The organism is Winogradskyella bathintestinalis, assembly GCF_030407435.1.
GTDB lineage: Bacteria > Bacteroidota > Bacteroidia > Flavobacteriales > Flavobacteriaceae > Winogradskyella > Winogradskyella bathintestinalis.
Window position 1 is genome coordinate 36,404 of sequence record NZ_JASDDK010000005.1, and the last position, 25,615, is coordinate 62,018.

Consider the following 25,615-nt stretch of genomic DNA (forward strand, 5'->3'; position numbering starts at 1 on the left):
GCTTTGCTATTATCTGTAAAGGGTGAAATGTCCAACAAATTCTTTATCGTGATCAGAATCATTAGTTTGAACCACGAACCAATAATCTCCCATTGGCAATTCCTTACCATTATATTTACCGTCCCAAGCTTCTCCAACATGATATGTAGCGACTTTTCGTCCATAACGATCAAAGATGTCGAAGGTTAAATTCGGATAATTTTCGGTACAGCCTGGTGCCCAAGTATCATATTGATTATCGCCATTTGGTGTAAACCAATTTGGAATACATATATCTTCAAACTCTAATTCTATTTGTGCTGTTGCAAAACAACCACTGCTATCCGTTACCGTCACCGTATAAGTGCCAGATTCGGTTATGATATAAGAAGTTTCATCCCCGTAATCTTCATTGTTCAAAGTATATTGGTAATCACCTGCACCACCAGCGGCATTGGCTATAAATTCATTAAGTCCGCCTGGGGTTAGGGTTAGAGTTACAGGTACAGTTGTTTCAATATCAAAAAATTCTGTAGACTGAATACAACCGTTAGTATGTCTAACTTCTATATAATGATCAGTTCCAACGGCTACGTTGATAAATTTATTTTCCGCTTGAAAAGGACCGCCATTAAGTGAATAATCAAGCTGTGTGAGATCTTCAATAGAAGCATCAACACTTACTGTTACTGCGTTTCCTTGAATGTTGTTTTCACAAATATTTTCAACGAGAATTTCTGGTAAAATACTAACAGACTCTGGGAAAGTTATATTCCATTCAGATTCACATCCCTCAGCATCTCTCACAAAAACAACATGGTCTCCACCAACTAAATCCGTAAAGTCAAATTGAGTTTGTGTAGCGAACCCTGTGGTATATGTACCGTCATAATTATCTAAACTAACGCTATAAGGCAATGTTCCTCCTGAGATATCAATACTAAATTCACCGTCTGCATTTCCACTACAAACTTCAGGGAAAAATGAATCGGCTACAATACTTAATATTACAGGTTCAGGTTCTATAACATCGAAATTAAATGTTAAGAAACAGCCTAATTCATCTTGAACAATGATTTCATAATTTCCTGGCGCTAAGTCTTCGAAAACATTGGTATCAAAAAACTGATTGAGTTGTGGAGAAATAGCATACTTAATGATTCCTGTACCACCTGTTGCTGTAATCTCAACCGATCCATTATTGCTTCCAGCACAACTAACGTTATTAACTACAATAGTGGCATCAATTGGCTCGTCTGGTTCAGTAATGCTTATTGGAGCAGAAGTGGCATTACAATCTCCACTTTCTACGTATACAACATAATCACCAGCAAAAAGATTTGTAAAATATCCAGGTGTATTTTGAGTCGCTGTAATAGTGTTACCTGCATTATCTTGTAAAGTGTAAGTGTAATTTTCAAGCCCACCTAAGGCAGTTGCTAAAATAGAACCATTACTATCTCCTGCACAATTGATTGTTGGATTTGCAGATTCTAAAGTTACTTCTAATGTTGGAAGGGGATCTACTGTAATTTCATTAGATACATTAGTTACACAGCCATTCGCATCTTGCACATAATAAGAATAAACTCCATCTGATACCGAAAATGTTGTGGATGTAGTAAATGTTCCTAAAATTGGTGCAAATGATGCATTATCACTATAGGAATACATTCCAGTTCCTCCAGTAGCACTCAGTGTTAAAGTAGATTCCGTTAAACACGTTTGAGTGGTTGTTCTTACTAAACTCGATACAATTGGCTCTGGTTCTGCAATCACTATATTTACTGATGAAAACTCGCAATCGTAACCATCCGTGATTCTTACAAAATAAGTTCCAGGTCCTAAGTTTTCAAAGATGTTAGAAGTTTGTGGTCCAGAAACACTTGGTGTTGGTGAAACCGTATTTAAAGTATAGGTATAATTAGAACCTTGCCCACCGGTTACATTAGAAATTGTTATACGAGCATCTTGATCTCCAAAACAAGATAAAATTGTTGTGCTTGGAGTAAAAGTTGCAGCGATAGGATCTGGAGTTTCAAGTGTAATTACTTCAGAGACGATACAACCACCTGAATCTCTAACATTAACCGTATAATTACCTGCAGAAAGACCTGCAAACGAACCATTAGAAGAATAAGCTACCGTCGCATTTCCTGTTAATTCATATTCATAATCTCCCCAACCACCGGTTGCAATAGCTGTAATTGTGCCTTCATTATCGTTACAAGTTACATCAGAAGTTTCCGAAACGCTAAGCGTCATAGCCTCTAAAGGTGAAACAATAGTCACATTTGCAGTTGTAGAACAAAACGGAATATCGGTTTCTGTAATTACAACAGTATATATTCCGGCTTCCATTCCTGTTACTAATTCAGGGTTAGTTGAGGTGTTAGCAGTTACAATGCCTGAAACAGAAACACCTGAATTATCTAAAATTTCATAAGTATAAGCACCACTATAATTAGCAACATTGATTCCGAATGTACCGGAATTATCTCCGAAACAAGTGATTTCATTTGGTGTTAATGTCAATGTTGGTACTATCGCCTCTGAAACCGAAATTGAAACATCTTCAGTACATGAGGTTACTGTGTCGGTAATAGTGATTGTATATGTTCCTGAAGGCACTCCAGAAAATACATTTCCCGCAAGGCTTATTGAAGCCGGACTTGGTAAAATGCTATAAGTATAAGATCCGGATCCTCCAGAACTTGTTACTGTAATGGCTCCATCATCATTATTACAAGATGGCGATGTTGTTACTTCTGGGGTAATGGTGATTGGTGCAACAATATCTAATGACACTGTATTACCACAACCATTTACATCTTGAATCGTAATAGAATGCGTTCCTGAATATAAATTTGAAAGTGTAAACGGGAATGTTTGAGTTTGAAATACACCACCGTTAATACTAACACTATATGGAGGAATTCCCGCCGTATCTAAGGTCACATCAATTTCAAAATCACCTTCTCCAACGGTACACTGGTTATTAAAACTAGCAGAAACCACGGGAGTTGCGTCCATATCCAAAACTTGAACCGGACTAGTAACGATACAACCATAAGCATCTATAACATGTACGTAATAACTATCAGCATCTAAATTAAATGTACTTGAAGCATTCCAAGCAGCATCCGAAGGAAGTGGAGCAGCAGGAGTTGTTGTGATTTGATATTGATATGGAGGCGTTCCGTTTGAACCTATAGCACTGATGATTCCTGAATTAGGATTACAATTTGCATTCTGATCAATTGAAACTGCTAATTCTAATAAGAAAGCCGATTCTGTAATATTAAAAGGAACAGTAATAACTCCACAACCAGCATTTGGTCCAGAAGTTTCACTAATTGAAACAAAGTAGTTTCCGAAAGGTAATGGTCCTAATTCTGTAACGTTTAATGATCCGTTTGCTGGTACAGATCCTGAACCTGTTATGCCAGTTGTTGTTAAACTTAACGAATCAAAAACTTCATAATTTACAGAAACGGTACTCCCATAAACACTATTAACTGTAAATGAAACATTACCATCTGCGCTTCCTGTACATGTAATATTATTAGCACTAACGGCTGTTGCAGTTAAGGTAGAGTTTGTTGGTATAGCAATCGTTGCTGGCTCATAGTAACTGCAGTTTGTAGATTGGTCATACACAATAAATGTATATAATACACCAGGTATTAAGCCTGTGAATGTTGCAGATTCACTTCCAGGGGTATCTTCTGCTAACCAAGTACCTGTTGGATAGTCAAAACCAGGACCTTCATAGATACTGAAGAAAAATGGCCCTGCACTTGTAAGCGTTGAACCTATGCTAACTTCAGCTTTACCACCAGTAGAACAATCTACAGTTGTAGTCACATCAATATCTAAATCCGTTGGAGGAGAAGCTACCAATACATCTTGAACTAAAATAGAACAACCATTAGCATCAACGATATTGATTTGGTACAATCCGAAATCAACAACATTAAAATTAACCGAAGTAGTCCCTGAATTATTAAGTTCAAAGTTTGAATAACCATTCGTTCCTGTTACAAAATAATTATAAGGAGATGTTCCACCTGTAACTGAATTAACAATTACAGAACCTTGAGAAACTCCTCCAACACCACAGGTAATATCAATAGCTTCATGGTCTACTACTATAGCATCTGGTTGGTCAATTGTTACGGTTTCAGTTGTTGTACACATTTTTGAATCTGTAAGTGTAACCGTATATGTTCCTGCTGGTAAACTAGACGTTTGTGTACCATAATTTGTTCCTGTTGTATCGTTATTCACATTAATAGTAAAAGGAGGCGTTCCAACAGACATATCGATAGTCACATCAATGGCTCCATTAGAATCTCCATTACATAAAATAGGTTGTGTTTGAGCTACCAAACTTAGAGCCGGTAATGATATTGGATTAACGGTTAGTTCTGAGGATTCTGCCGTACAACCATTAGCATCGGTAATTTGAAACTGATAGGTTCCTGCCGTTGCAGTAGTATAGGAAAAAGAAGTCCCTGTAGACCCTAAAGGTGTGTAAGTTCCACCGTTAATAGATACTGAATATGTATAAGGTGCTGGACCAGTAATGTTTCCAGTAATAACAGCGTCTGGTGAAGCTGTACAATCCAAGTCTTTTGTTAAAATAACAGCTAACGTTGGAGTAGGAATAGGGGCAATAGTATAAGATTCACTATACACACAATCATTTTCATCTTTTACTTGAAAAGTATAAGTGCCAGGTTCTAGATTTGCAAAATCAGTAGATTGTTGATAAACTGTTGCCGCAGACGCAGGAGCACTAATTTGATACTCTAATGTGCCAATACCACCAACAGTACTGGTGATGGAAACAATTGTTGTATTTGTAGGACAAGTAATAGGGGAATTATTAAAAGTTAAATCCGTTGGAGGGTTTAAAGCTTCTACGTCTATTTGATTCATGGCTGATGAACAACCGCTAGCATCTTTTACGATTATAGAGTATGTACCTTGAGTTAAATTATTAAAAACATTATTGCTTTGAAAATTAACTCCATCAATACTATACGTGTAAGGCGCAGTGCCTCCTGTAACTCCTGTAACTGTAATCGTTCCGTCTAAAATACAAGTAAAAGGAGCGGTTAATTCCGCAGTACCAGTAATAGCAGTGGCAGTATTTATGGTAGCTGATTGTGGAGTAGTTTCACAAACATCAGTGCCAGAGGTATATTGAAGAACTACATTGTAATCTCCAACTGGTAAACCTGAAAAAACATTTGAATTAACAAACGTAGTTCCACCATCGATACTATATTCAACGTTAGTACCATTAGCGTTGGTTACATTGATGGTTAATGCGCCTGAATTAATATCGTCTGCACAGGCTATATCCGTAATATCTATATTAAAATCTGGCTGAGGTATAGCATCAACTGAAAGTGTAACCTCTGCACTACAATTATTAGAATCTACAACTGTGATATTATAAACTCCAGCCGTAGTTACAACAATTTCAGGTACAGTTTGAAAATCTGTTGTACTATTTACAAAATAATAATAAGGTGGCGTTCCACCTACAGGATAAACTGTAATCTCACCATCAGAACACGATAATGGGTTTGTTAAAGCCGCAGTAGCAGTTAAAATTGGTGGTTGCGTAATGGTGATTTCTTCAGAGAATATACATCCATTTTCAGAAGTTATTGTGGCGGTATAAGTTCCCGAATTCAAGTTTTGAAACGTGTAAGTGTTATCAATTCGAGGGCCAACATTGTTTACTAAAGTTCCATTTTCAAAAAGTGAAAATGAATATTGTGGATCTATATCATTTGCTGCTAAATTTATTGATCCTTTATCATCATGACAAAGTGGTTGTGTAACAATTGATGAGCCCGAAAATTCACGCTCTCTAATTTGTACATCTGGCACAGTAAAAACACAAGGGTTCGACGTAACACCGACCTGTCTAATGTAAGCCGTGTAAATTCCTGCTGAGTTTACCGAAAATACGTTGCTATTTTGAAAATTGGAACCATCTAAACTGTACTCATAACCCGATGGTACACCGTTTACTGTTATGCTTCCAGCGGTAGTACAAATTATATCTGTAGCGTTAACAGTAGCATTTAAAAGATTTTCGTAGACGTTGAAATAAAACTGAACGAAACAACCTCCTGGATAATTGATGGTTATTCTATATTGACCTGAAGTATCAGCTAAAAAGTTAGAATCATTTTGTACTTCAACCCAAGTACAGCCAGCATCTTCATTTGCACAATCGGAATTGGAAACAGCAGGACAGCTAGATTCGTCAAGCTTTTCCCAAATAACAGAAGTAGATTCTGAAATGTTTGTTTCAATTAATCTAGAATCTTCCGCTCCACATAAGAAAATATTAGGTAATAATTTTCCGTCATTAGGACACGTAACCACCTCATCTGCATAAGGAATTACGGGATTTACAGTGTTTTCTCCAAAAATTTGAACTTCAAAAATTTGAACTATGGATTGGCATGGTGCAACGGCAGTATTAAATGAATAATAGGTACCCGTTTCGGTAACTGTTATGGTTTGTGTATTTCCTATAACAGGTGTTCCGGTTTCACTGGTAGACCATGCATAAGAATCGTAACCATTGGCAGCAGTAAGTTCTACACTTTCACCACATAAAATAATCTCTTCAGAAAAAGTACAATTTAAATCAGCTAAAAAATTAGTAGCTCGTGGTGACAATAGACATCCTGTATTACTACTTAAACTTGGATCATCTGTAATTGAGAAATTTGGATTGTAAAATCCGTTGTAAGACGCATAAGCTTGATTACTAATGATATTAGAACAGGCATCTATTAATAAATTACAAGATTCAACGACTTCGACTTCAATTCTAATTTCGTAAACAGGGTCGTTTTCTTCAACTAAATCATTATCAATTGCAAAAATGATTTCTCGAGTTACAGGATTGTAACTAGAGACGGTAACACCAGCAGGTAACACCAAATCTTCTGGATAGTTAAATATAATATTTACAGGAAGAATATCTCTAATTTGAAAATTAGTAGCATTATCATTCCCTGTATTTTGAAAACCAATAACATAGTTTAAGGAAGCTCCCAGACCCACATATTCATCACCAATATCATTTCCGGCATCATCTTCCACAATCTTAGTGAGTACAATATTAGGCTCTATAATTTCTACAGCAAAGGCAAAGAAATAAGGGAAATAAGTATCACCACTTGTTTCTAAGCGGATAGTACCAGCCGTTGCGTCATTAGCAATAACTGAATTTCCTGGATTAGGAATAGCAATTACTCCTGTATCAAACCCTAAGGTATTTGTACTATTGGGAACTCTATCATTGACAGGTGTGGCATCTAATTGTGTTACCGAACTATTGAAAAAATTAGCAACTGGGCGATCTGCAGTTGATAAACTAACACCGTTTAGTCTTAAACGATCACCTAAAATAGGACTATCACCTTCTAACGTGGCAAAGGCAAAATTAGCTCTAACTGGAGCAGGAGCAGGAACTGTTCTAAACCCATCAACAGGAATATCTAATGCAGGATTTCCACCTGCCACACTAATGGCACTAAAACCATCAAAACTTGTAATTGATTTACCTGGTAGAGTAGGATCTTCATACACCACAAATAAGGACCACCCAGCAGATTGCCCCGTGCCGTTATAAGGACTGAAAGTAGCCGTTTCGCCTTCGGCTGAAGATACGTTGGCAATGGTATAAGTTCCTAAATCTACACCAGACCCATAGCTGGTTACAATAGAAGTTACATCTGCAAAACAGGCATATGAAAAACTATCACCACCGTCTACACTAGAACTACCGGCGTCATAAATCACCGTCCCGCTGATATCATTATAACCACCTACTGGACCTTTAAATTTTACCTCTGTGATAGGTTCGTCGCCAGGGTTTACTGCGCCCCAATACAATCCGGCATAAATTATTTTGTAGCAATTAGGATTTGGAATATCTAAATCTGCACTAGAGGAACTAAACGTAGATGCATCGCTATCTATATCAATATAAGTCATATCGACTTGATGATTGTATACTGAATTGTCGTTAAAAGCATTATTATTTGGTCCAAGAATATTGTTTCCAATAAGAACAATATCCCCTTTTAAATCCTCGTTAAATCGCGGAGTAAAAGGTTCGTAGTTTTGAGCAAATGCTTGCTGTCCAAAAATGAGTATTAGAACAATTATGGCTATTCTAGAAAAAGTAGGTTTTTTCATGATATAATTTTTAAATTCTAGACTTTTTCTCGGGGCAGAGAAGACAGTTTAGAGAGGCTTAACACTTATTTAATTTTCAATTTTAACTATAGACATATTTCCATTATATGGTTTACTTCCTTTAGCTTTTAAGGCTTCATTGGCATCGCCAATGTAATCGAACTTGTCATAGTATATGTAATATTTACTTGTATTCACATCATGGAAGAAATCAATATTAGATTTTCCAGATGCTACCATATTGGTCAAAAACTTATTTCTCCGGTCGGTATCACTATGAACTGCAATGATTACATAATAACCGCTTTCAACATTATCAATATTCTTTAAAATTTTAATATTATTTCCAAGAGTCTCACCGAAATCAAAGTCATCAGTTTTTAATGGAGAATCACTCATCTGAGTGGTCTGTTTTATACTTTTTAATAGTGCTCTATCTTGGCTATATCGATCTTCTTCGTTGTTAAAGGCCGCTCGTTTAATTCGTCTTCTTTTTTCGAATTCTGTGGCGATTTTAATCGCTTCGAGTTTTTTATCTAATTGAATTTTCAGTTCGATAGCCTTTAATTGTTCATTTTTTAATCTCTTTATTTCTTTTTTATAGAATAGACTCACTTCATCTAATGCAAAGGTTCCTATAGCTGTTCTTTCTTCATAAAGCTGATTTAATTCATCAATTTTTTCACTTCGTGATTTAATCACATTTTCTAAATCTGCTTTAATCGCCTTAAGTGCATTATTTTCAGCAGTAACACTTTTAAAAGGTTTTGGTTGTACTGTAATTCCTTGATCACTTAAATCATTTTCTTCTTTAAGATCCTTAAGATCTTGGTCTTTAATGTTAACAATGTCGCTGAATTGTCTAAATAATTCATTTTGTATTAACCTAGATTCTTCAGCTCCTTTTGTTATGTTGTTCATAGATTTAGCCAAATCATCGGTAGCATTAGGGATGACATCTGCCTTAGCTTGTGCATCAACTTCTGCTTTAGCTTGTTGTTCTGCTACTAGTTTTGCTTGTACATCGGCTTCTTCTTTAGCTTTTTGCTCGGCTACTAGTTTCGCTTGTGCATCGGCTTCTTCTTTAGCTTGTTGTTCTGCTACTAGTTTTGCTTGTGCATCGGCTTCTTCTTTAGCTTTTTGCTCAGCTACTAGTTTCGCTTGTGCATCGGCTTCTTCCTTAGCTTGTTGTTCTGCTACTAGTTTTGCTAGTGCATCGGCTTCTTCCTTAGCTTTTTGTTCTGCTAATAGTTTTACTTGTGTATCAGCTTCTTCCTTAGCTTTTTGTTCTGCTAATAGTTTTGCTTGTGTATCAGCTTCTTCTTTAGCTTTTTGCTCAGCCACTAGTTTAGCTTTTGCATCGGCTTCTGCTTTAGCTTTTTGTTCTGCAGCTAGTTTAGCTTTTGCATCGGCTTCTGCTTTAGCTTTTTGTTCTGCAGCTAGTTTAGCTTGTGCATCAGCTTCCGCTTTGGCTTTTTGCTCAGCCACTAGTTTTGCTAGTGCATCGGCTTCTGCTTTAGCTTTTTGTTCTGCAGCTAGTTTAGCTTGTGCATCGGTTTCTGCTTTAGCTTTTTGTTCTGCAGCTAGTTTAGCTTGTGCATCGACTTCTTCCTTAGCTTTTTGCTCAGCTATTAGTTTAGCTTGTGCATCGGCTTCTGCTTTAGCTTTTTGTTCTGCTATTAGTTTAGCTTGTGCATCGGCTTCTGCTTTAGCTTTTTGCTCAGCTACTAGTTTAGCTTGTGCATCAGCTTCTGCTTTAGCCATCTGTTCAGCTTGAATTCTTTCTCTTGTTTCCGCTCTTGCTTCTGCTTGTTTATCAGCTTCAATTTTATCTAATTCAGCTTGTATCTCGGCTAGTTCTTTAGCTTTTTGTTCTTCTATTAGTTTGGTTTGAGCTGCAGTTTCTTGTTGTGCTTTTTGTTGTTCTGCTAATATTTTATTTTGGTTAGCTTCAGCTTTGGCTTTCGCATTTTGTGCAGCCACTAAGTTGGCTTGTGTATCAGTTTCTGATTGTTCCTTAGGCTCATTTGTTGCTTTTCGACTTGAGACAACTCGTGATTTGGACGGTTTTGATACACGACGTCTCTTGTTTCCACTAGAAAGAATACTGCTAACTTCATCTTCACGACTGTAATCATAGTAATTATCGTTTTTGAATCTGTATGCTAACGTTATTTCGTGAGACGATCCAAAATTATTTAAATCCCCGAAACCCTTTTCATAATTATACTCAATAGCAATTTGTTTTGTAATATTGATTCCTACACCACCAGATGCACCATAAAGCGAATTGTAACCAACTTGTCCCCAAATTCCTTTTGGAACTGTTACCATAACGACACCAGAAATGACGGTTTCGTCTTTCTGAAAATCTGATTTTAATAAGCCTGTAAACTTGCTTTCGTCAAAAAAACCTCTACTACTCATGTAGCCTGTATACATTATATGTGCCTGAATACTTTGTTGCGGATTATCTTCTATTAAAGTCGAAGATTCAAAATTATATAAGGCTAAATTGTTAACAGATAGTCCAAAATCTAAAAACTGGGTGCCATAGTTAATACCTGGATTAATTGTTAATAGTAAATTCTCTGGTACATTTTGTAAAGATGGATCGTCGAAATTTGTAACCACATTCCCTGTATTAACACCGCTTTTATAAGCACCGATATTAAGACCGAAAGTTAGATTGCTATCGTGAGCTATCTTAGCATTGTATGCAAAGTTTAAAATACCACCGAAAGTAGTAAGTACGCCATAATTTTGTTGAAACAAACCAATTCCTGCTCCTATATTTTCACCAAAGCGGCCAGAATAACTTGCTAAATAGGTGAGTGGTGCGTCTTCAAAATCTACCCATTCTCGTTTATTATAGACGCTGATAAATTTTGTTTGTTCTCTAACGAAACTGAAAGTAGGATTTATGGAATACCGATTAAAAGTTAAAGAATTCCTAGTTGGGATGGCAAGCGAAACCACTCCATCATCTTCTTGAGAATAGAATGTCTGTACAGAACAGATACAAATTATTAATATCAAAAGATATTTTTTCATATCACTTCAAGACGGTTATAGAACCTTTTTTTGTTTGGTTATCAGTTGTGGTGATGATATAATAGTACACTTGATTAATACTAGTAAGGTTTAAGTCGTCTTCTGGCCAATTGTTCAAATAATCGTTAGTTTTTAAAACCACTTTTCCGCGGTTGGTCATTATAATAATTTCAGTATTTGTGCCACTTACATATTCTGAAGGTATAATCCAGGTATCGTTGATTAAGTCACCATTTGGACTAATAATATTTGGAATTTTTTCTACATCAGGAAAAAGATCAAACGCTTCTTCTATAACGAATACATATTCTATTGAAGCTTCACAACCAGAGGTTTCCGAAATTACGACTGAATAGTCTCCAAATTCTGAAGCTTGAAAAGTAGCTTCTGTTGCACTTGCAATACGGTTATTATTTAAATACCATTCGAATATTGGATTTTGAGCCGTTGTAGTAACGTTAACTAATAAAGTTTCTTCCGACTGCATTTCATTATATTCGGCAACATCGATGGAACTTTCAAATAATTCACTAATCAAGTCTATAGAACCAGAAGCAGAACAATCTCCTAAATCAACTTGCACTGAGAATGTACCTGATTCGTTAGTTTGGTACATTTGATCTGTGGCATTTGGAATTATATTTCCATCTTTAAACCATTGATAAGAATTTCCTCCAATAGTACTTAATGTTGTGAAGCCTTGCTGCGGACAAAATGGATTTCCTAAACTCGAAGCAATAGTTGCATTGGCTTCACCAGCTATCGCTTCGCTAATAATAACGCGATTAGAAAATGAATTGGAAGTACAGGTGCCATAATTTGTTTCTGCAAAATAGGTGCCATTGGTATTAACAGATAAGGTTGGGCCTTCAGCGATAAAAACCGAAGTTGTAGGGCTCGTTTCTTTGTACCAATTAAACGTAAGATTAGGATAAAGCAAGGGTGAATCGTTAGAACCATTGCCAGGATTGTCAATCGTTAATAAATAGCTCCCACCAGAACAAAATGCACCTGTTGAAACCAAATTGTTAATGGTAAAAGGGGAATCTTGGGCTTTATAATAAGCTGCAAATGGGATAGATCTAGAACTGGTAGCTACAGGAGCACTACTTTTTATTCTAATACGATAGCCTTCTCCAGCTACTGTTTCTGGCAATGAAAAGCTAAGCGTCGTCGGTGACACTATAACTTCACCTGCATTAGTGGTATGTATAATTACTGGATCTGAAAAATCACCTTCCGCATCGGATAATTCTATTGAGAACTGATTGCTTTCACCTATAGCAGACGCTGGCGAAAAAATAAAAGTAGTATTAAAGGTGTTAAATGATTCGCTCGCACATGCCTGACTGAACCCTAAATTTGGTGTACTAATTACAACCTGCGCATTAGCACGTTTCGACATAAAAACGGTAATAAGGCAAATTCCAAGAATGAATTGGGTTAAGGGAGTAGGTATAAGCATCAGTTTGGGAATTGTATAGTTCTAGTCTATATGCTATTTAGGTTTTAAAATTGTGATTATATATTTTAGGTTGCTATTATTCATCTTCTTGATCATCTTCATCGAATAAGTTGTTTGATGCGATAATTTTGTTGATTCGTAATCTAAAATCTGGCGATCTATTGTTTTCTGAATCAATAAAAGTTTCAGAATCTGGACCCTTTGAATAGACATTGTCAAAAGCGCGACTTCCGTACCAACTTTCTAAATCGTCATTGTTTGTATAGTCTTTTCTGAAAATGTTTCCTTTACAATTGTTAAAATAAGAGCGCGTAAATTGAATCTTTTTAAGATTTTCGTTATTAATGGCAATTGAAGCATCTAAAATTACGGCAGGTTTAAATCCTGATATTACACTTTTATGAATATTAAATGATGTATCTGGTCCTATAAAAATGGCCTCTTGTACCAAACCAACTTTAATATCTGATTTTAAATCATTACTAACATTAAGCAACGTGAGGTTTTCAGCCGTAATAGAAGTCTCTTTTTTAGAAGCGTCTGCATTTTCTTTAATATCATAAGAATGAATAGACATACATCGCGATCCATCTGCACTAGAGATATAGGGTGATCTTACGGCTAAAGCATTTTCAATATGCGCCTGTGTACCAAAATTAAAAAAGTAATCATCTCTATTAGACCTATAAGAAATAGTTTTAAACAAATCGACTTCACCACCCAATATATTAAAAGAGTTGCCTTGACAATAACTTACCATTACATTGTTAATAGTTGTTCGTAATCCTACTCCGGCTAAAGTAAGTCCGCTATAATTTCCGAATTCTTTTGTTTTTTTTCCAGCATATTCAATTCTAACATATTGCATGTTACCAGCGTCACTATCGCTATTATCTCCTCCATAACTGATATGTTCTGTAGAGGAATGTTTTAATCCAAAATTTAAAGTAGCCACTTCACCAAAGGTATTAATAGGTGCGTTGCCTAATATAAAAAGGCCTCCCCAATCTCCTGGTTTTTTATCTGTTTTACTAGACGTAAAGATTATAGGATCAGTAGGCTTTCCTTCAGCCAAAATTCTGGAACCATTACTAATAGTTAAAGAACCTTTGGTTTTATAATCGCCTAAGATTACAGTACCAGCTTCAATGGTTATTGTGGTGCTGTCTGTAACAAATACATCACCTAACAATAGGTAAGTATTACTCTTCGTTAAAGTTGTGTTTTCAGTTATATTACCAGTTAAAATTTGTGTTGGTTCTTCATAACTAGTTTTATTTGGTTGAAAGTCTGTCCATGTGTCTAACCAGTTGTTGTAGCCAGTTATGCCTTTTTCTTGTTGGGCAAATAAATTACCAAACACTAAAAGAAAGAAAAGTGTAGAGGGCGTAATTTTTTTCATAGTAGGTAAATTTAAAGTTTAGATTTAAGGGTTATTTAAACTATATGAGATCAAACATAAAGAAAATACCCATGAAACACAAATAATATCGATGAAATGCTTAACATTATTTAATTAGTAAGTGCTTTCTCTCATTATATTACTTTTTATCGAGTAAAAATGGTTTTATTGAATTTTGTTAAATTATGAGGCCAATAAAAAAACCTCGTCAATTAATTAACAAGGTTTTTAAACACATATAAATAAAACTAACTAATCTTTTTTCAAATCTTCGTATGTATGTAAAGATTTTAAGGTCGACTCATAAAATAGGATTGCGGCTATTAAGTCTTTAGTATCTGAATAGGGTAATATCGATTTTTGAAACTCTATAGTACTATCAAAATAAGTAATAGAAGCCTCAATGTTATCTTCCAAAGCTTTCTTATTATCTTTTGTATCTGGAATCCCTAAAGATTTCATAGTAACTCCAGGTTTCGTCGCAAACGCAATATTTGGTAGAATATTTACGATAACTTCAATTCTTTCTATATATAGTACTAATAGATCTCCTTTTTTTAATTTTTTTAGGTCTTCTCGACTGTGATATTTTGCGATGTTAACTTTGCCACTAATTATACTCTGAGTCTCATTCTTTTTTTGAGCAAAACTCATGCTAATCATTAGAAGAAAAATAGCACAAAATAAAGTAGATTTGGTATTCATATTTACGCTTTTAAATTAATCTTAGTAGAACAAATCTATACAATTAATTACATAAAACAATTAAATATTGACATTTTAAGAAAATAATTTTCACTCATGAAATACAAATTTAGAGGATAAACTACGTCTTTGCTAGGTAAAATGCATATTTTATCGATGAAATACTTTTTTTTAATTACGCCTGTTCTTTTCCAATTGTCTCACATAATTTTGATAAATTATATAATTATCGTCTATTGGAATACATTGAAAATCTTTCTGAAGAATTAGTAGTTTTCTTATATGAATTGGACATTAAAATTATAATATAGATAGAAGGGATAGTCCTTGTTTTTTAATACGTTATGCATTAATTAATTCTGATATTTTAAATGCAATAATATTACTTTTTAAAACATAATATTTTAGACCTAGTATTTCATCGTGAAAATTTGTCACTTATTTCGGTTTGTCGTTAAAATAATGCATAGAGAAGATTTTTAAGGGATTAACCTATAAAAAACAGCAATTTTGGTATAAATCAAAAGTTTAATACCATGAAAAGCCTTATTCTGTTTTTTTGTTTTATTTGTTTCAATAGCAACCTCAATCCTATTTTTGCACAAGATGCTATTTCCGATCTAAACACACTTATTTTTGATCGATCTGAAGATCAATTGAAGAACACTGATACGATTCCTGATTTTAGATCAAAAAATAATCAATTAAAATTAACAGGTATTATCTATCAGAGCGATGGTGTAACTCCTGCTAGTGATATTATTCTATATATTGAACAACCCGATGAACATGGGGATTTCGAATTAAGAAATACAGGTAAAGACCGATATGTTATGCATCGAGGTTGGGTAAAGACTGACGCAAACGGTAGGTATACATTTTATACGTTTGTGCCAGGAGGAGATAGAAGATTTAATCAATTACAGCAAGTACATCCCATTGTAAAAGAACCTTCTAAGGATGCATACGCTATTGAAACATTTCTTTTTGATGATGACCCATTATTAACAAGAACTTGCAGAAAACGCATGGCTAAAAAAGGAGATCCTACTAGAATATTATCAACTAAAGTGGTAGATGGCATATTAGTGGCTGAACGTAATATAGTTTTAAAGCAAGATACCGCTTCTATGAAATCGTAATATTCCATCTCCTTAACATCGTATAAAATGTTCTAATAATTAATTTGGAGCATTTTTTTTTGTTTTTAATAATCAATAAATATTTAAAATTAGAGTCACCTTTCATTTAAAATTTTCTACTTGGTGCTTAGTTTTATAGATGTGCTAATACATCATGTTATGATATAAGTCCTGCATATTATTGACGCTCATACTTTTATTAGAAACGCCCAATTATCTCTATAAAAGGGTCTCTGTCTTATTTAATTAGCTAAATAATAAGATACAATTAATGTTACATAATTCGTATTTATTTACTAATTTAGTAACATTAGATATAATGCGTAATTTTTAATTAATTGAATCATGCCAGAATCAAATGAAACCAAAAGCAAATTGCTTAGAGCATCAAAAACATTGTTCTGGAAATACGGCATTAAACGTGTTACGGTTGAGGAAATAAGTGAGCAGGCCGAAGTTAGCAAAATGACTTTTTATCGGCATTATAAAAACAAAGAAGCTATTGCAGAAGCTGTTTTAGAACAGGTCTTTAATAAATCGATGAGACGTTACACTAAAATTATGAGCAGTGATGATGATTTTCGAGTAAAAGTAGATGCCATAGTAAAACTACAGTACGACGATGCTAAAGGAATTAGCGAAGAGTTTATTGTCGATATTTTAAAAAAAGATAACAGTCCATTACATAAAAAATTAGAAGAGTTAAATCAAAATTCTCTACAACAGGTTAAGAAAGATTTTATTGAAGCACAAAGGAAAGGTGAAATTAGAGCAGATTTAAACATCGATTTTATGATGTATATGTTGAATGATTTAAACACGAAATTAGTGGATAAGCAACTGATAAAATATTATAATACGGAAGAGGCTTTAATTATGGAATTAACAAATTTCTTTTTCTATGGTATACTTCCATAAATAATTCATATTGAAACAAATAGTTCATATAATGTTATTTATGTGCTTCTCATTTAGTGTTTTAGCACAAAAGCACCTTGATTTTAGAGGGCAATTATCTGTGTTGTCCAGTTATAGTCCGAACAATGACTTAAATGGTTTTATAGGTGCACGTTATATTCCCGAACTGTCTTACAAAATTGATTTGGATTCCATTCAATTTATAGATTTTGAGGCTTCGGTAAATTCAAGTGCTTCGATTTTGTTTCATCCTTTTGATGCATCAGATACCGATGCTGATATTAACCCTTATCGGATTTGGGCGCGTTATTCCAATGATCAATTCGAGATTCGTACTGGTCTTCAAAAAATGGATTTTGGTGTCGCTACTTTATTGCGTCCCTTACAATGGTTTAATCAAATTGATCCAAGAGATCCACTACAATTAACCAATGGTGTTTATGGCGTTTTAGCACGTTATTACTTTCTGAACAATGCAAATATTTGGATTTGGGGTTTGTACGGAAATGAAAAAACCAGAGGTTTTGATGCCTTGGAAACTAATGACAACCAACCTGAATTTGGTGGTCGTTTTCAACATCCTATTCCTAGAGGCGAAATTGGAATATCGTACCATCACAGAGCTATAAATACAACTTCTTATGCTGGGTTTAAAACGCTTGATGATATTACAGAAAATAAATATGGTATAGATGCTAAATGGGATGTAACCGTTGGTCTATGGTTTGAAGCAACATACAGCAAAAAGAGCAAAAATTTGGGGCTATTGACCAATCAAGCGTTACTGAATATTGGCAGTGATTATACTTTCGGAATAGGAAATGGATTAAATGTTATTGTAGAACATCTTATGGGTTCCTTTGATGAACAGGCTTTTAATTTTAATAATACCACTAACATTACTGCCATATCATCAAATTATCCATTGGGTTTATTTGATACTATAAATACTTTCTATTATTACAATTGGGAAACTAATGACAATACCATCTTGCTCAATTACGAACGACAATTCAAAAAAATTACAGGTTATGCCATGGCATATTACAATCCAGATGGTCAACAGGGCATTCAGGAAAACAATTTAGTTAACAATTTCTCAGGTCCAGGCATCCGGTTGATGCTAGTCTATAATTATTAATATTTTTCAATTATGAAAAGGAACATTATAAGTCTTAAACATATTACCAAGCGTTTTAAAGTTGGTGAAGGCGAATTTACAGCCTTAAAAGACATCAATCTCGAATTTAATAAAGGCGAATTTGCTGGCTTTGTTGGTCCAAGCGGTTCAGGTAAAACCACCCTGCTCAACATTATTGGATCATTAGATAGTCCAACAGAAGGTGAAGCATTGGTCATGAACAAAGATATCGCAACACTATCCCACAAGGCATCAGCGAAACTTCGCAATCATCATATCGGATTAATTTTTCAGGTGTATAATTTATTGCCAGTTTATACGGTTTACGAAAATGTGGAATTTGCCTTATTGCTTCAAAACCACACCAAAGCCCAACGTCATAAAATGGTAATGGAAGCTTTGGATTGGGTGGGTTTAACCAATTTAGCCAATAAAAAACCAGATAAGATTTCGGGAGGTGAAGGCCAACGTGTTGCTATTGCAAGAGCGATGGTAAAACGGCCAGAACTGGTTATTGCGGATGAGCCAACAGCCAATTTAGATGCCGAAAATGCTCATATCATTCTAAAAATGATGAAAAAACTAAACAAAGAACTCAACACCACTTTCTTGTTTTCTACACACGACGAAAAAGTAATGAAGTACTTAAATCGAATTGTCTCGTTACGTGATGGCGCTGTAGAAAAGGATGAAATTATTGTTAAAGAGGCTTATCAATAATGTAATGTATGATGGTGATTAGAGATGAGAAATTACAAACAATAAATTTTCATAGGTAGCATTCATTAATGAACTTTTTACTAAACACTAAACACTAAACACTAAACACTAAACACTAAACACTAAATACTGAAGACTGAATTATAAATTTTAAAACAAAAAATTATGATTAAACTGAAAGAAATAAAAAACGCCAACATTTTTGAATTTTCAATTGAAGGAAAAATTGAGAAAGAACATATTCAAAACTTGAATCAATTTTTCGAACAAAAATCAGAACAAAACGAAAAAGTAAAACTTCTGGGAACTATGAACGAGTTCCCCGATATTGATTTTTTCAAATCCTTTGGAAAAACCCTTAAGATGAAAAAGGCAGCTATGGAAAGCATTAGTAAATATGCGGTGCTCTCAGATCGCGACTGGACTGAAACCATATTGCCAATAGGTAATTTTGTAACCCCAAACATTCCCATTAAACATTTTGACCTTGACGAACGCGACGAAGCCATTGCATGGTTGAAAAATGATGATGATAATACGGTGGATGAAGATAAATACCTGACTAAAATGAACATCAATAAAATTGAAAATACAGATATTTTTACTTTTACCGTAGATGGGGAAATTGATGAAGCTGGTATGACTGCACTTTACAATATCCTTAAAAACAAGAATGATAATGAAAAAATAAACCTCTTGGGTTATTATAAGGATTTTGATGGCTTTGATAGTTTTAAAGCTTTTACAGAAGCTATGAAAGCTGATTTTGCGGCTTTAAGTAATATGAAAAAATTCGCCATTGTTACGGATAAAAAATGGGCTAGAAAGCTTGCCGAAGTAGAGTCTAAAATAATCCCAGGAATTTCCATGAAAGGATTTGCGGCGGATGAAGAAACTGAAGCCATCAATTGGTTAAAAATATAGACTTGGTATAATCAATGATATTGAAACTCATGTCATGAAACATCCATGATTTAATTTTAATCGCGCAGAAAATGTTTCCAAAGATGTTTCATTTAACTTTCGATAGCCATCGGAATTAAAAATCATGCTTGCATTGGGGCAGGCCATAAAAAACGCACATGAAACTCACTCTACAGCTGGCCTATAAGAATCTCATTGGGGCGGGACTACGCACCTGGCTCAATGTTGCGGTGTTGTCATTTGCATTCGTCATTATCATTTTTTTTAATGGATTAATGGATGGTTGGAATCAACAGGCAAAACAGGACACTATTGCTTGGGGATATGGTCATGGCCATCTGCGTAATAATAATTACGATCCATTTGATGCGTTTACCCTGCAAGATGGTCATGCTGAGATGCCTTCACAAATAGAGGACGTCAGACCAATTCTTATTCAACAAGCAAATATTTATCCTGAAGGGAGAATGGTCCCTGTTTTATTAAAAGGTATTCATCCAAACCAAAATGTCATTAAAATCCCAACCGAAACGTTTCAATCAAGTTCGGTAAGGTTTCCTGCCATCATAGGAAAACGAATGGCAGAATCCGCAAACCTGAAAGTAGGCGACGAGGTGTTGTTACGTTGGCGCGATAAGAACGGTACGTTTGATGCGTCCAACATTTTCATCATAGAAATTTTTGACACCACCGTTGCGAGCGTTGACAGTGGACAAATTTGGCTGCCAATAGAAACGCTTTGGGACATGACGGGTTTGCACAACCACGCCACCATGGCTATTGCAAATTCCAATTACAAGCATTCCAATATTGAAGGTTGGAATTTTGAAACTCAAGCCGAAATGCTTCAGGATTTAGATGCTATTGTTAGTATGAAAAAGTACAGTTCATCCATTTTATATCTACTGTTGCTTGCCATTGCACTGCTCGCTATTTTCGACACGCAAGTGTTGTCCATTTTTAGACGACAGAAAGAAATAGGAACCTATATCGCTTTAGGGATGACACGCCATCAAGTGGTACGATTATTTACCGTAGAAGGTAGTATGTATAGCTTTTTGGCCATGATAGTAGGATGTATCTATGGAATTCCTTTGTTTATCTATTTAAACAAAACAGGCATTGGAATGCCACAGGCATCACAAGATATGGGTGTGTCCCTAGCTGATAAAATCTATCCTGTCTTTGGTTTACAGCTTATTATAGGTACTGTATTGCTGGTAACCATTTCAGCAACCATCGTCAGTTTTATACCAGCAAAGAAAATTTCTAAAATGAATCCGGTCTTAGCATTAAAGGGTAAACTACAATGAAGCTAGCCTTTCAATTAGCCTATCGAAATTTAATTGGCGCAGGATTGCGCACTTGGCTCAATGTCATTGTGTTGTCCTTTGCATTTATCATAATTATCTTTTTTAATGCCCTATTGCAGGGTTGGAACAATCAAGCCAAGGAAGACGGCATTGATTGGGATTATGGTTATGGTCATATTTTAAATGAAAACTACGACCCTTATAATGCTTTTTCCATTCAAGATGGTCATAATTTAATACCTGAAACTATTGATAATGCCATACCAATTCTAATACAACAGGGCTCTATTTATCCTGAAGGTCGAATGGTTTCTGTGCTTTTAAAAGGTATAGAAACGGACCAAAATGTGCTCAAAATTCCTACAGAAAAATTTAAACATTCAACAGCTAATATTCCAGCAATTATAGGAAAACAAATGGCTGATGCGACTAAATTGGCCATTGGAGATGAAGTAATTTTACGCTGGAGAGATAAAAATGGGGCGTATGATGCGTCAAACATTACCATCATCGACATATTTAACACTACAGTAACATCTGTTGATGCTGGTCAAATCTGGTTGCCGTTAGAAAAACTTTGGAATATGACGAATTTGCATAATCATGCCACCATGTTTGTCAGCAATAATGAATATCAAGTAAAACCTTTGGTTAACTGGGAATTTGTGACCCAAAAAGCATTGCTAAAAGATATAGAAGATATTATTGCTACAGAAAGCATTGGTTCTGCCGTTATGTATTTAGTGTTTCTACTGATAGCATTATTGGCCATATTCGATACCCAAGTTCTTTCTATTTTCAAACGACAAAAAGCAATCGGCACTTATGTCGCCTTGGGTATGACACCATCTAAAGTGGTCTCATTATTTACTATAGAAGGCACCATGCATAGCATTTTCTCTATAGTTGTAGGTTGTATTTATGGAATGCCTATTTTTCTATATCTCAACCAATCTGGAATAAAAATGCCTGAATTTGCAGGAGATATGGCCATTGGATTAGACAAAGCTATTTTTCCAGTTTACGACCCGCTCATAATAGGATTAACTATAATATTTCTCATCTTGGCCTCTGCGATTGTAAGTTATTTACCAGCCCGTAAGATTGCAAAAATGAATCCAGTATTAGCTTTAAAAGGAAAATTACAATGATAAAATTTTTATTAAAAGGTATTTTACGCGATAGGAGCAGAAGTATACTGCCTATTATCATAACAGCTTTAGGTGTTGGACTAACGGTATTGCTAAGCGGTTACTTAAAAGGGGCTTTTGGCGATATCATCGATCAAAACGCACGTTTTGAAACAGGTCATGTTAAAGTGATGACACAGGCTTATGCCGAAAATAAAGACCAGGTTCCAAACGATTTGGCGCTGCTCAACGTTTCGGAATGGATGGATACCTTACGAGCCGATTATCCACAAATGCAATGGATTCAGCGTATTAAATTTGGTGGGCTGATTGATGTGCCAAACGCCGAAGGAAACACAAGGGCACAAGGGCCAGCAACAGGTATGGCCCTCGATTTATTTTCAGGTAAAAGTGGCGAAAATAAACGTATGAATCTTGAAGCGTCTCTAGTCACAGGAACAATTCCAAAAGATTCTGGAAATGCTATAATTGGGCACGATTTTTCAGAGAAATTAAATTTGAATCTTGGAGATGAAATTACACTTTTTGGTTCAACAATGAATGGAAGTATGACCTTTAAGACCTTTATAATTAGCGGCACTATTAGATTTGGAACATCGGCAATGGATAAAGGCGCATTAATAATCGATATATCCGATGCACAGCTCATGTTGGATATGGACAATGCGACAGGAGAAATTTTGGGGTATTTAAAATCTGGTGTTTACGAGGAATCCGAAACCAGTAGCGTAGCAGCTTCATTTAATGATTCCTATAAACAATTTACAGATGAATTTTCACCTGAAATGCTGACGCTTAGAGAGCAAAATAATTTGGCGAGTTTATTGGATTATGCCGATGTGATGTCAGCCCTATTTATTTTTATATTTGTTTTAGCCATGTCAATAGTGCTCTGGAACACGGGTTTATTGGGAGGATTAAGACGTTATCAAGAATTTGGTATTCGGTTGGCATTAGGAGAATCGAAAGCAAACATCTATTGGTCCATGGTGATGGAAGCAGTTCTAATTGGTGTGATTGGTTCAATTTTAGGTACCATTATTGGGTTAGGAATAACCTATTACATGCAGGTAGTCGGCATAGATATTAGCAGTTATTTGGATAATTCGTCTATGATAATGCCTTCGGTTTTACGTGCCAAAATAACACCAAGTCTATTTTATATTGGATTTATTCCCGGTGTTTTAGCGATGGTTTTTGGTACCATGTTGGCAGGAATCGGAATTTATAAAAGAGAAACCGCTAATTTATTTAGCGAGCTTGAAGTGTGATTCATAAGAAGCTAGAACATAGAGATCTAGACAAAAAATTAACTATAATAACCAGATTATAAAAATATAAAACTATTCGAACGTTCAAATTGTCCACTTCACATAAGAATTAGTGAGAAACAAAGAATATTTTGTTTTGAAACTACCGAACGAAGCTCATTAGGGGTGTTTTTAATTTCAAAAGGAAGAACAATGATAAAATTCACACACATTTTTACACTATTACTATGCACCAGTTTTGTGGTACAATTAACTAAAATTAGTCAAAAGCTTACTGCTAAGGAAATCATAGAAAAAGTTGATGACAATATGAGTTCAGATACCCAAATAACAGAATCTGATATGGTCATCCATGGCAAGCGGAATAGTAGAACCATAACCTCAAAAACTTATATTAGAGGAAAGCATGATTCGTATACGGAATATTTAGCACCAGCACGAGAAGAAGGTACTAAAATGTTAAAATTAGATGATAGATTATGGATTTATTCACCATCAACGGATAGAAGTATTCAATTATCAGGACACATGTTGCGGCAATCTGTAATGGGTTCAGATTTGTCTTATGAAGATATGATGGAAGATAGGGAGCTGACCGATATTTATAATGCAGAAATTGTTTCGGAAGAAGAAATTGATGGTCGTAATACCTGGAAATTAGAGCTCATTGCTAAGGTAAATGACGCGTCTTACCACAAGCGTATGATTTGGGTGGATACAGAACGGTTTGTGCCACTAAAGGAAGAGTTATTTGCTAAGAGTGGTCAGTTGCTAAAGGAAACCATTATGAGCAATATCACTAAAATCGATGGACGTTGGTATCCAAAAAAGATGAATTATAAAGACATGCTAAAATCAGGAAAAGGAACAGATTTTATTGTGAAATCCATAGAATTCAATGCTGAGATAGCAGCGCATATTTTTACAAAAGGATCTTTGCGAAAATCTTAAGTTAATTGCGTTCGTATTTATAGGTATTGGGTTAAACCATACTAAGAATTTAAGCTTACTTACGCATTCAATTAAAATCAACATATATGTCAGCTATTCAACAAACCGCAGCAGAAACTGTTACAGAATCTATTCATGATTATTACAACGCTTTTCTTGAAATTTTACCAAGAATAGCCCTTGGGATTCTAGTGATAATTGTCGGAGTGTTGATTGCAACATTGCTTACTAATATTTACAAAAAACGTATTTTAAAGAAAGCTGAAGATCCGTTAATGGCGAAATTTTTAGCGCAATCTATTAAATTGGTATTAACAGTAATTGCTATTTTAATAGCACTACAGGTTGCTGGATTGAGCGGAGTTGCCACGGGTATTTTAACGGCAGCTGGAGGCGCAGCCATCGTATTGGGTTTTGCATTTCAAGATATTGGAAAGAACTTTTTAGCAGGTATTATTTTGGCTTTTAATAGACCATTTAGCATCGATGACACCATTAAAGTATCAGATTTGTTTGGAAAGGTTAAAGCTCTGAATTTTAGATACATGCACTTAAAAACTTTCGATGGAAGGGATATTTATGTTCCCAATAGTGATGTGCTTACTAAGCCTGTTGAAAATTACACTGCCGATGGATTTTTTAGAAATGATTTCGTAGTTGGTATTGGATATGAAGACGATATTGATAGGGCGAAACACATTATTCAAAGTATTCTAAATGAGAATGAATACATCGTACATGACAAAGATCATGAAAATTTTGTCTTTGAAGATGAATTGGCCACAAGTACTGTCAACTTAAAAGTTTATTTTTGGGTCAACACTTTAGACTATAAAAAATCTGCCATTGTTGTAAGAGGTAATTTAATCCGGGAAGTGAAGCAACAGCTTGAAGACGAAGGTATTAATCTGCCTGCTGACATCCAAGAACTCAAATTGTATGGCAATGAAAAAGATATTCCTTTACGTATGATTCAGGATCCTGGTAATATTGATAGAATCGAAAAAGAGGGGTAATGTTTTGTTGCCTTTTGGTTCTATTACAAATCTATTATAAATTGGGCGAGTATACGAATTAATTTATAGTCTCATTCTGCAGAAACTAGATTGTTAACTTCCAAATTGACTAATGTTTTATGAGTTATCGAAACTATTACCGTTGGGAGAAATTGCTTTCCATATCATTGATAAACTTTGAGTTAAACCTTGCAATTGTTTAGTTTAAAGGATTGCTTT

General features: G+C 35.0%; 15 protein-coding genes. 10 read left to right on the forward strand and 5 right to left on the reverse strand.

The genetic code is table 11. The features are described 5' to 3' along the window. Positions 1–9: 9 nt before the first annotated feature. The 5 genes from QMA06_RS12820 to QMA06_RS12840 form a co-directional block, all read right to left on the reverse strand. On the reverse strand, positions 10–8,223 hold the full coding sequence (locus QMA06_RS12820) for a T9SS type B sorting domain-containing protein (protein WP_290207267.1): 8,214 nt from the start codon (positions 8,221–8,223) through the stop codon (positions 10–12). Between the two features lie 69 nt (positions 8,224–8,292). Beyond that, on the reverse strand, positions 8,293–11,277 hold the full coding sequence (locus tag QMA06_RS12825; RefSeq protein WP_290207268.1) for a PorP/SprF family type IX secretion system membrane protein: 2,985 nt from the start codon (positions 11,275–11,277) through the stop codon (positions 8,293–8,295). 1 nt (position 11,278) lies between these two features. Then, entirely contained in the window at positions 11,279–12,742 is a 1,464-nt protein-coding gene (locus QMA06_RS12830) for a T9SS type B sorting domain-containing protein (RefSeq protein WP_290207269.1), read from the reverse strand. 76 nt (positions 12,743–12,818) lie between these two features. After that, on the reverse strand, positions 12,819–14,144 hold the full coding sequence (locus tag QMA06_RS12835) for a hypothetical protein (RefSeq protein ID WP_290207270.1): 1,326 nt from the start codon (positions 14,142–14,144) through the stop codon (positions 12,819–12,821). 252 nt (positions 14,145–14,396) lie between these two features. After that, on the reverse strand, positions 14,397–14,849 hold the full coding sequence (locus QMA06_RS12840; RefSeq protein WP_290207271.1) for a hypothetical protein: 453 nt from the start codon (positions 14,847–14,849) through the stop codon (positions 14,397–14,399). 536 nt (positions 14,850–15,385) lie between these two features. On the opposite strand from QMA06_RS12840, the gene QMA06_RS12845 reads away from it, so the two are divergent. The 10 genes from QMA06_RS12845 (at position 15,386) to QMA06_RS12890 (ending at position 25,396) form a co-directional block, all read left to right on the forward strand. Further along, complete coding sequence (locus tag QMA06_RS12845; protein WP_290207272.1) at positions 15,386–15,991, forward strand: peptidase associated/transthyretin-like domain-containing protein; 606 nt, start codon at positions 15,386–15,388, stop codon at positions 15,989–15,991. A gap of 345 nt (positions 15,992–16,336) precedes the next feature. Then, positions 16,337–16,909 carry a TetR/AcrR family transcriptional regulator gene (locus tag QMA06_RS12850; protein WP_290207273.1) on the forward strand — a complete coding sequence of 191 codons (573 nt, stop codon included), beginning with the start codon at positions 16,337–16,339 and terminating at the stop codon, positions 16,907–16,909. A 10-nt stretch (positions 16,910–16,919) separates the two neighbouring features. Further along, a complete protein-coding gene (locus QMA06_RS12855) occupies positions 16,920–18,050 on the forward strand; it encodes a hypothetical protein (RefSeq protein ID WP_290207274.1) in 1,131 nt (376 codons plus the stop codon). Between the two features lie 12 nt (positions 18,051–18,062). After that, the gene (locus tag QMA06_RS12860) at positions 18,063–18,770 is read left to right on the forward strand and encodes an ABC transporter ATP-binding protein (protein ID WP_290207275.1); all 708 of its coding nucleotides are present in this window, start codon (positions 18,063–18,065) and stop codon (positions 18,768–18,770) included. A 165-nt stretch (positions 18,771–18,935) separates the two neighbouring features. Next, complete coding sequence (locus tag QMA06_RS12865) at positions 18,936–19,694, forward strand: SpoIIAA family protein (RefSeq protein WP_290207276.1); 759 nt, start codon at positions 18,936–18,938, stop codon at positions 19,692–19,694. Positions 19,695–19,852: 158 nt separating this feature from the next. Next, entirely contained in the window at positions 19,853–21,007 is a 1,155-nt protein-coding gene (locus QMA06_RS12870) for an ABC transporter permease (protein ID WP_290207277.1), read from the forward strand. After that, positions 21,004–22,158, forward strand: a complete 1,155-nt coding sequence (locus tag QMA06_RS12875) for an ABC transporter permease (RefSeq protein WP_290207278.1) — start codon at positions 21,004–21,006, stop codon at positions 22,156–22,158. The genes QMA06_RS12870 and QMA06_RS12875 overlap by 4 nt, the downstream gene beginning before the upstream one ends. Further along, entirely contained in the window at positions 22,155–23,429 is a 1,275-nt protein-coding gene (locus tag QMA06_RS12880; RefSeq protein ID WP_290207279.1) for an ABC transporter permease, read from the forward strand. The genes QMA06_RS12875 and QMA06_RS12880 overlap by 4 nt, the downstream gene beginning before the upstream one ends. Positions 23,430–23,621: 192 nt before the next feature. After that, the gene (locus QMA06_RS12885; protein WP_290207280.1) at positions 23,622–24,380 is read left to right on the forward strand and encodes an outer membrane lipoprotein-sorting protein; all 759 of its coding nucleotides are present in this window, start codon (positions 23,622–23,624) and stop codon (positions 24,378–24,380) included. 86 nt (positions 24,381–24,466) lie between these two features. Continuing rightward, positions 24,467–25,396: a mechanosensitive ion channel family protein gene (locus QMA06_RS12890; RefSeq protein WP_290207281.1), complete on the forward strand. Its 930-nt coding sequence runs from the start codon at positions 24,467–24,469 to the stop codon at positions 25,394–25,396. Positions 25,397–25,615 lie beyond the last annotated feature (219 nt).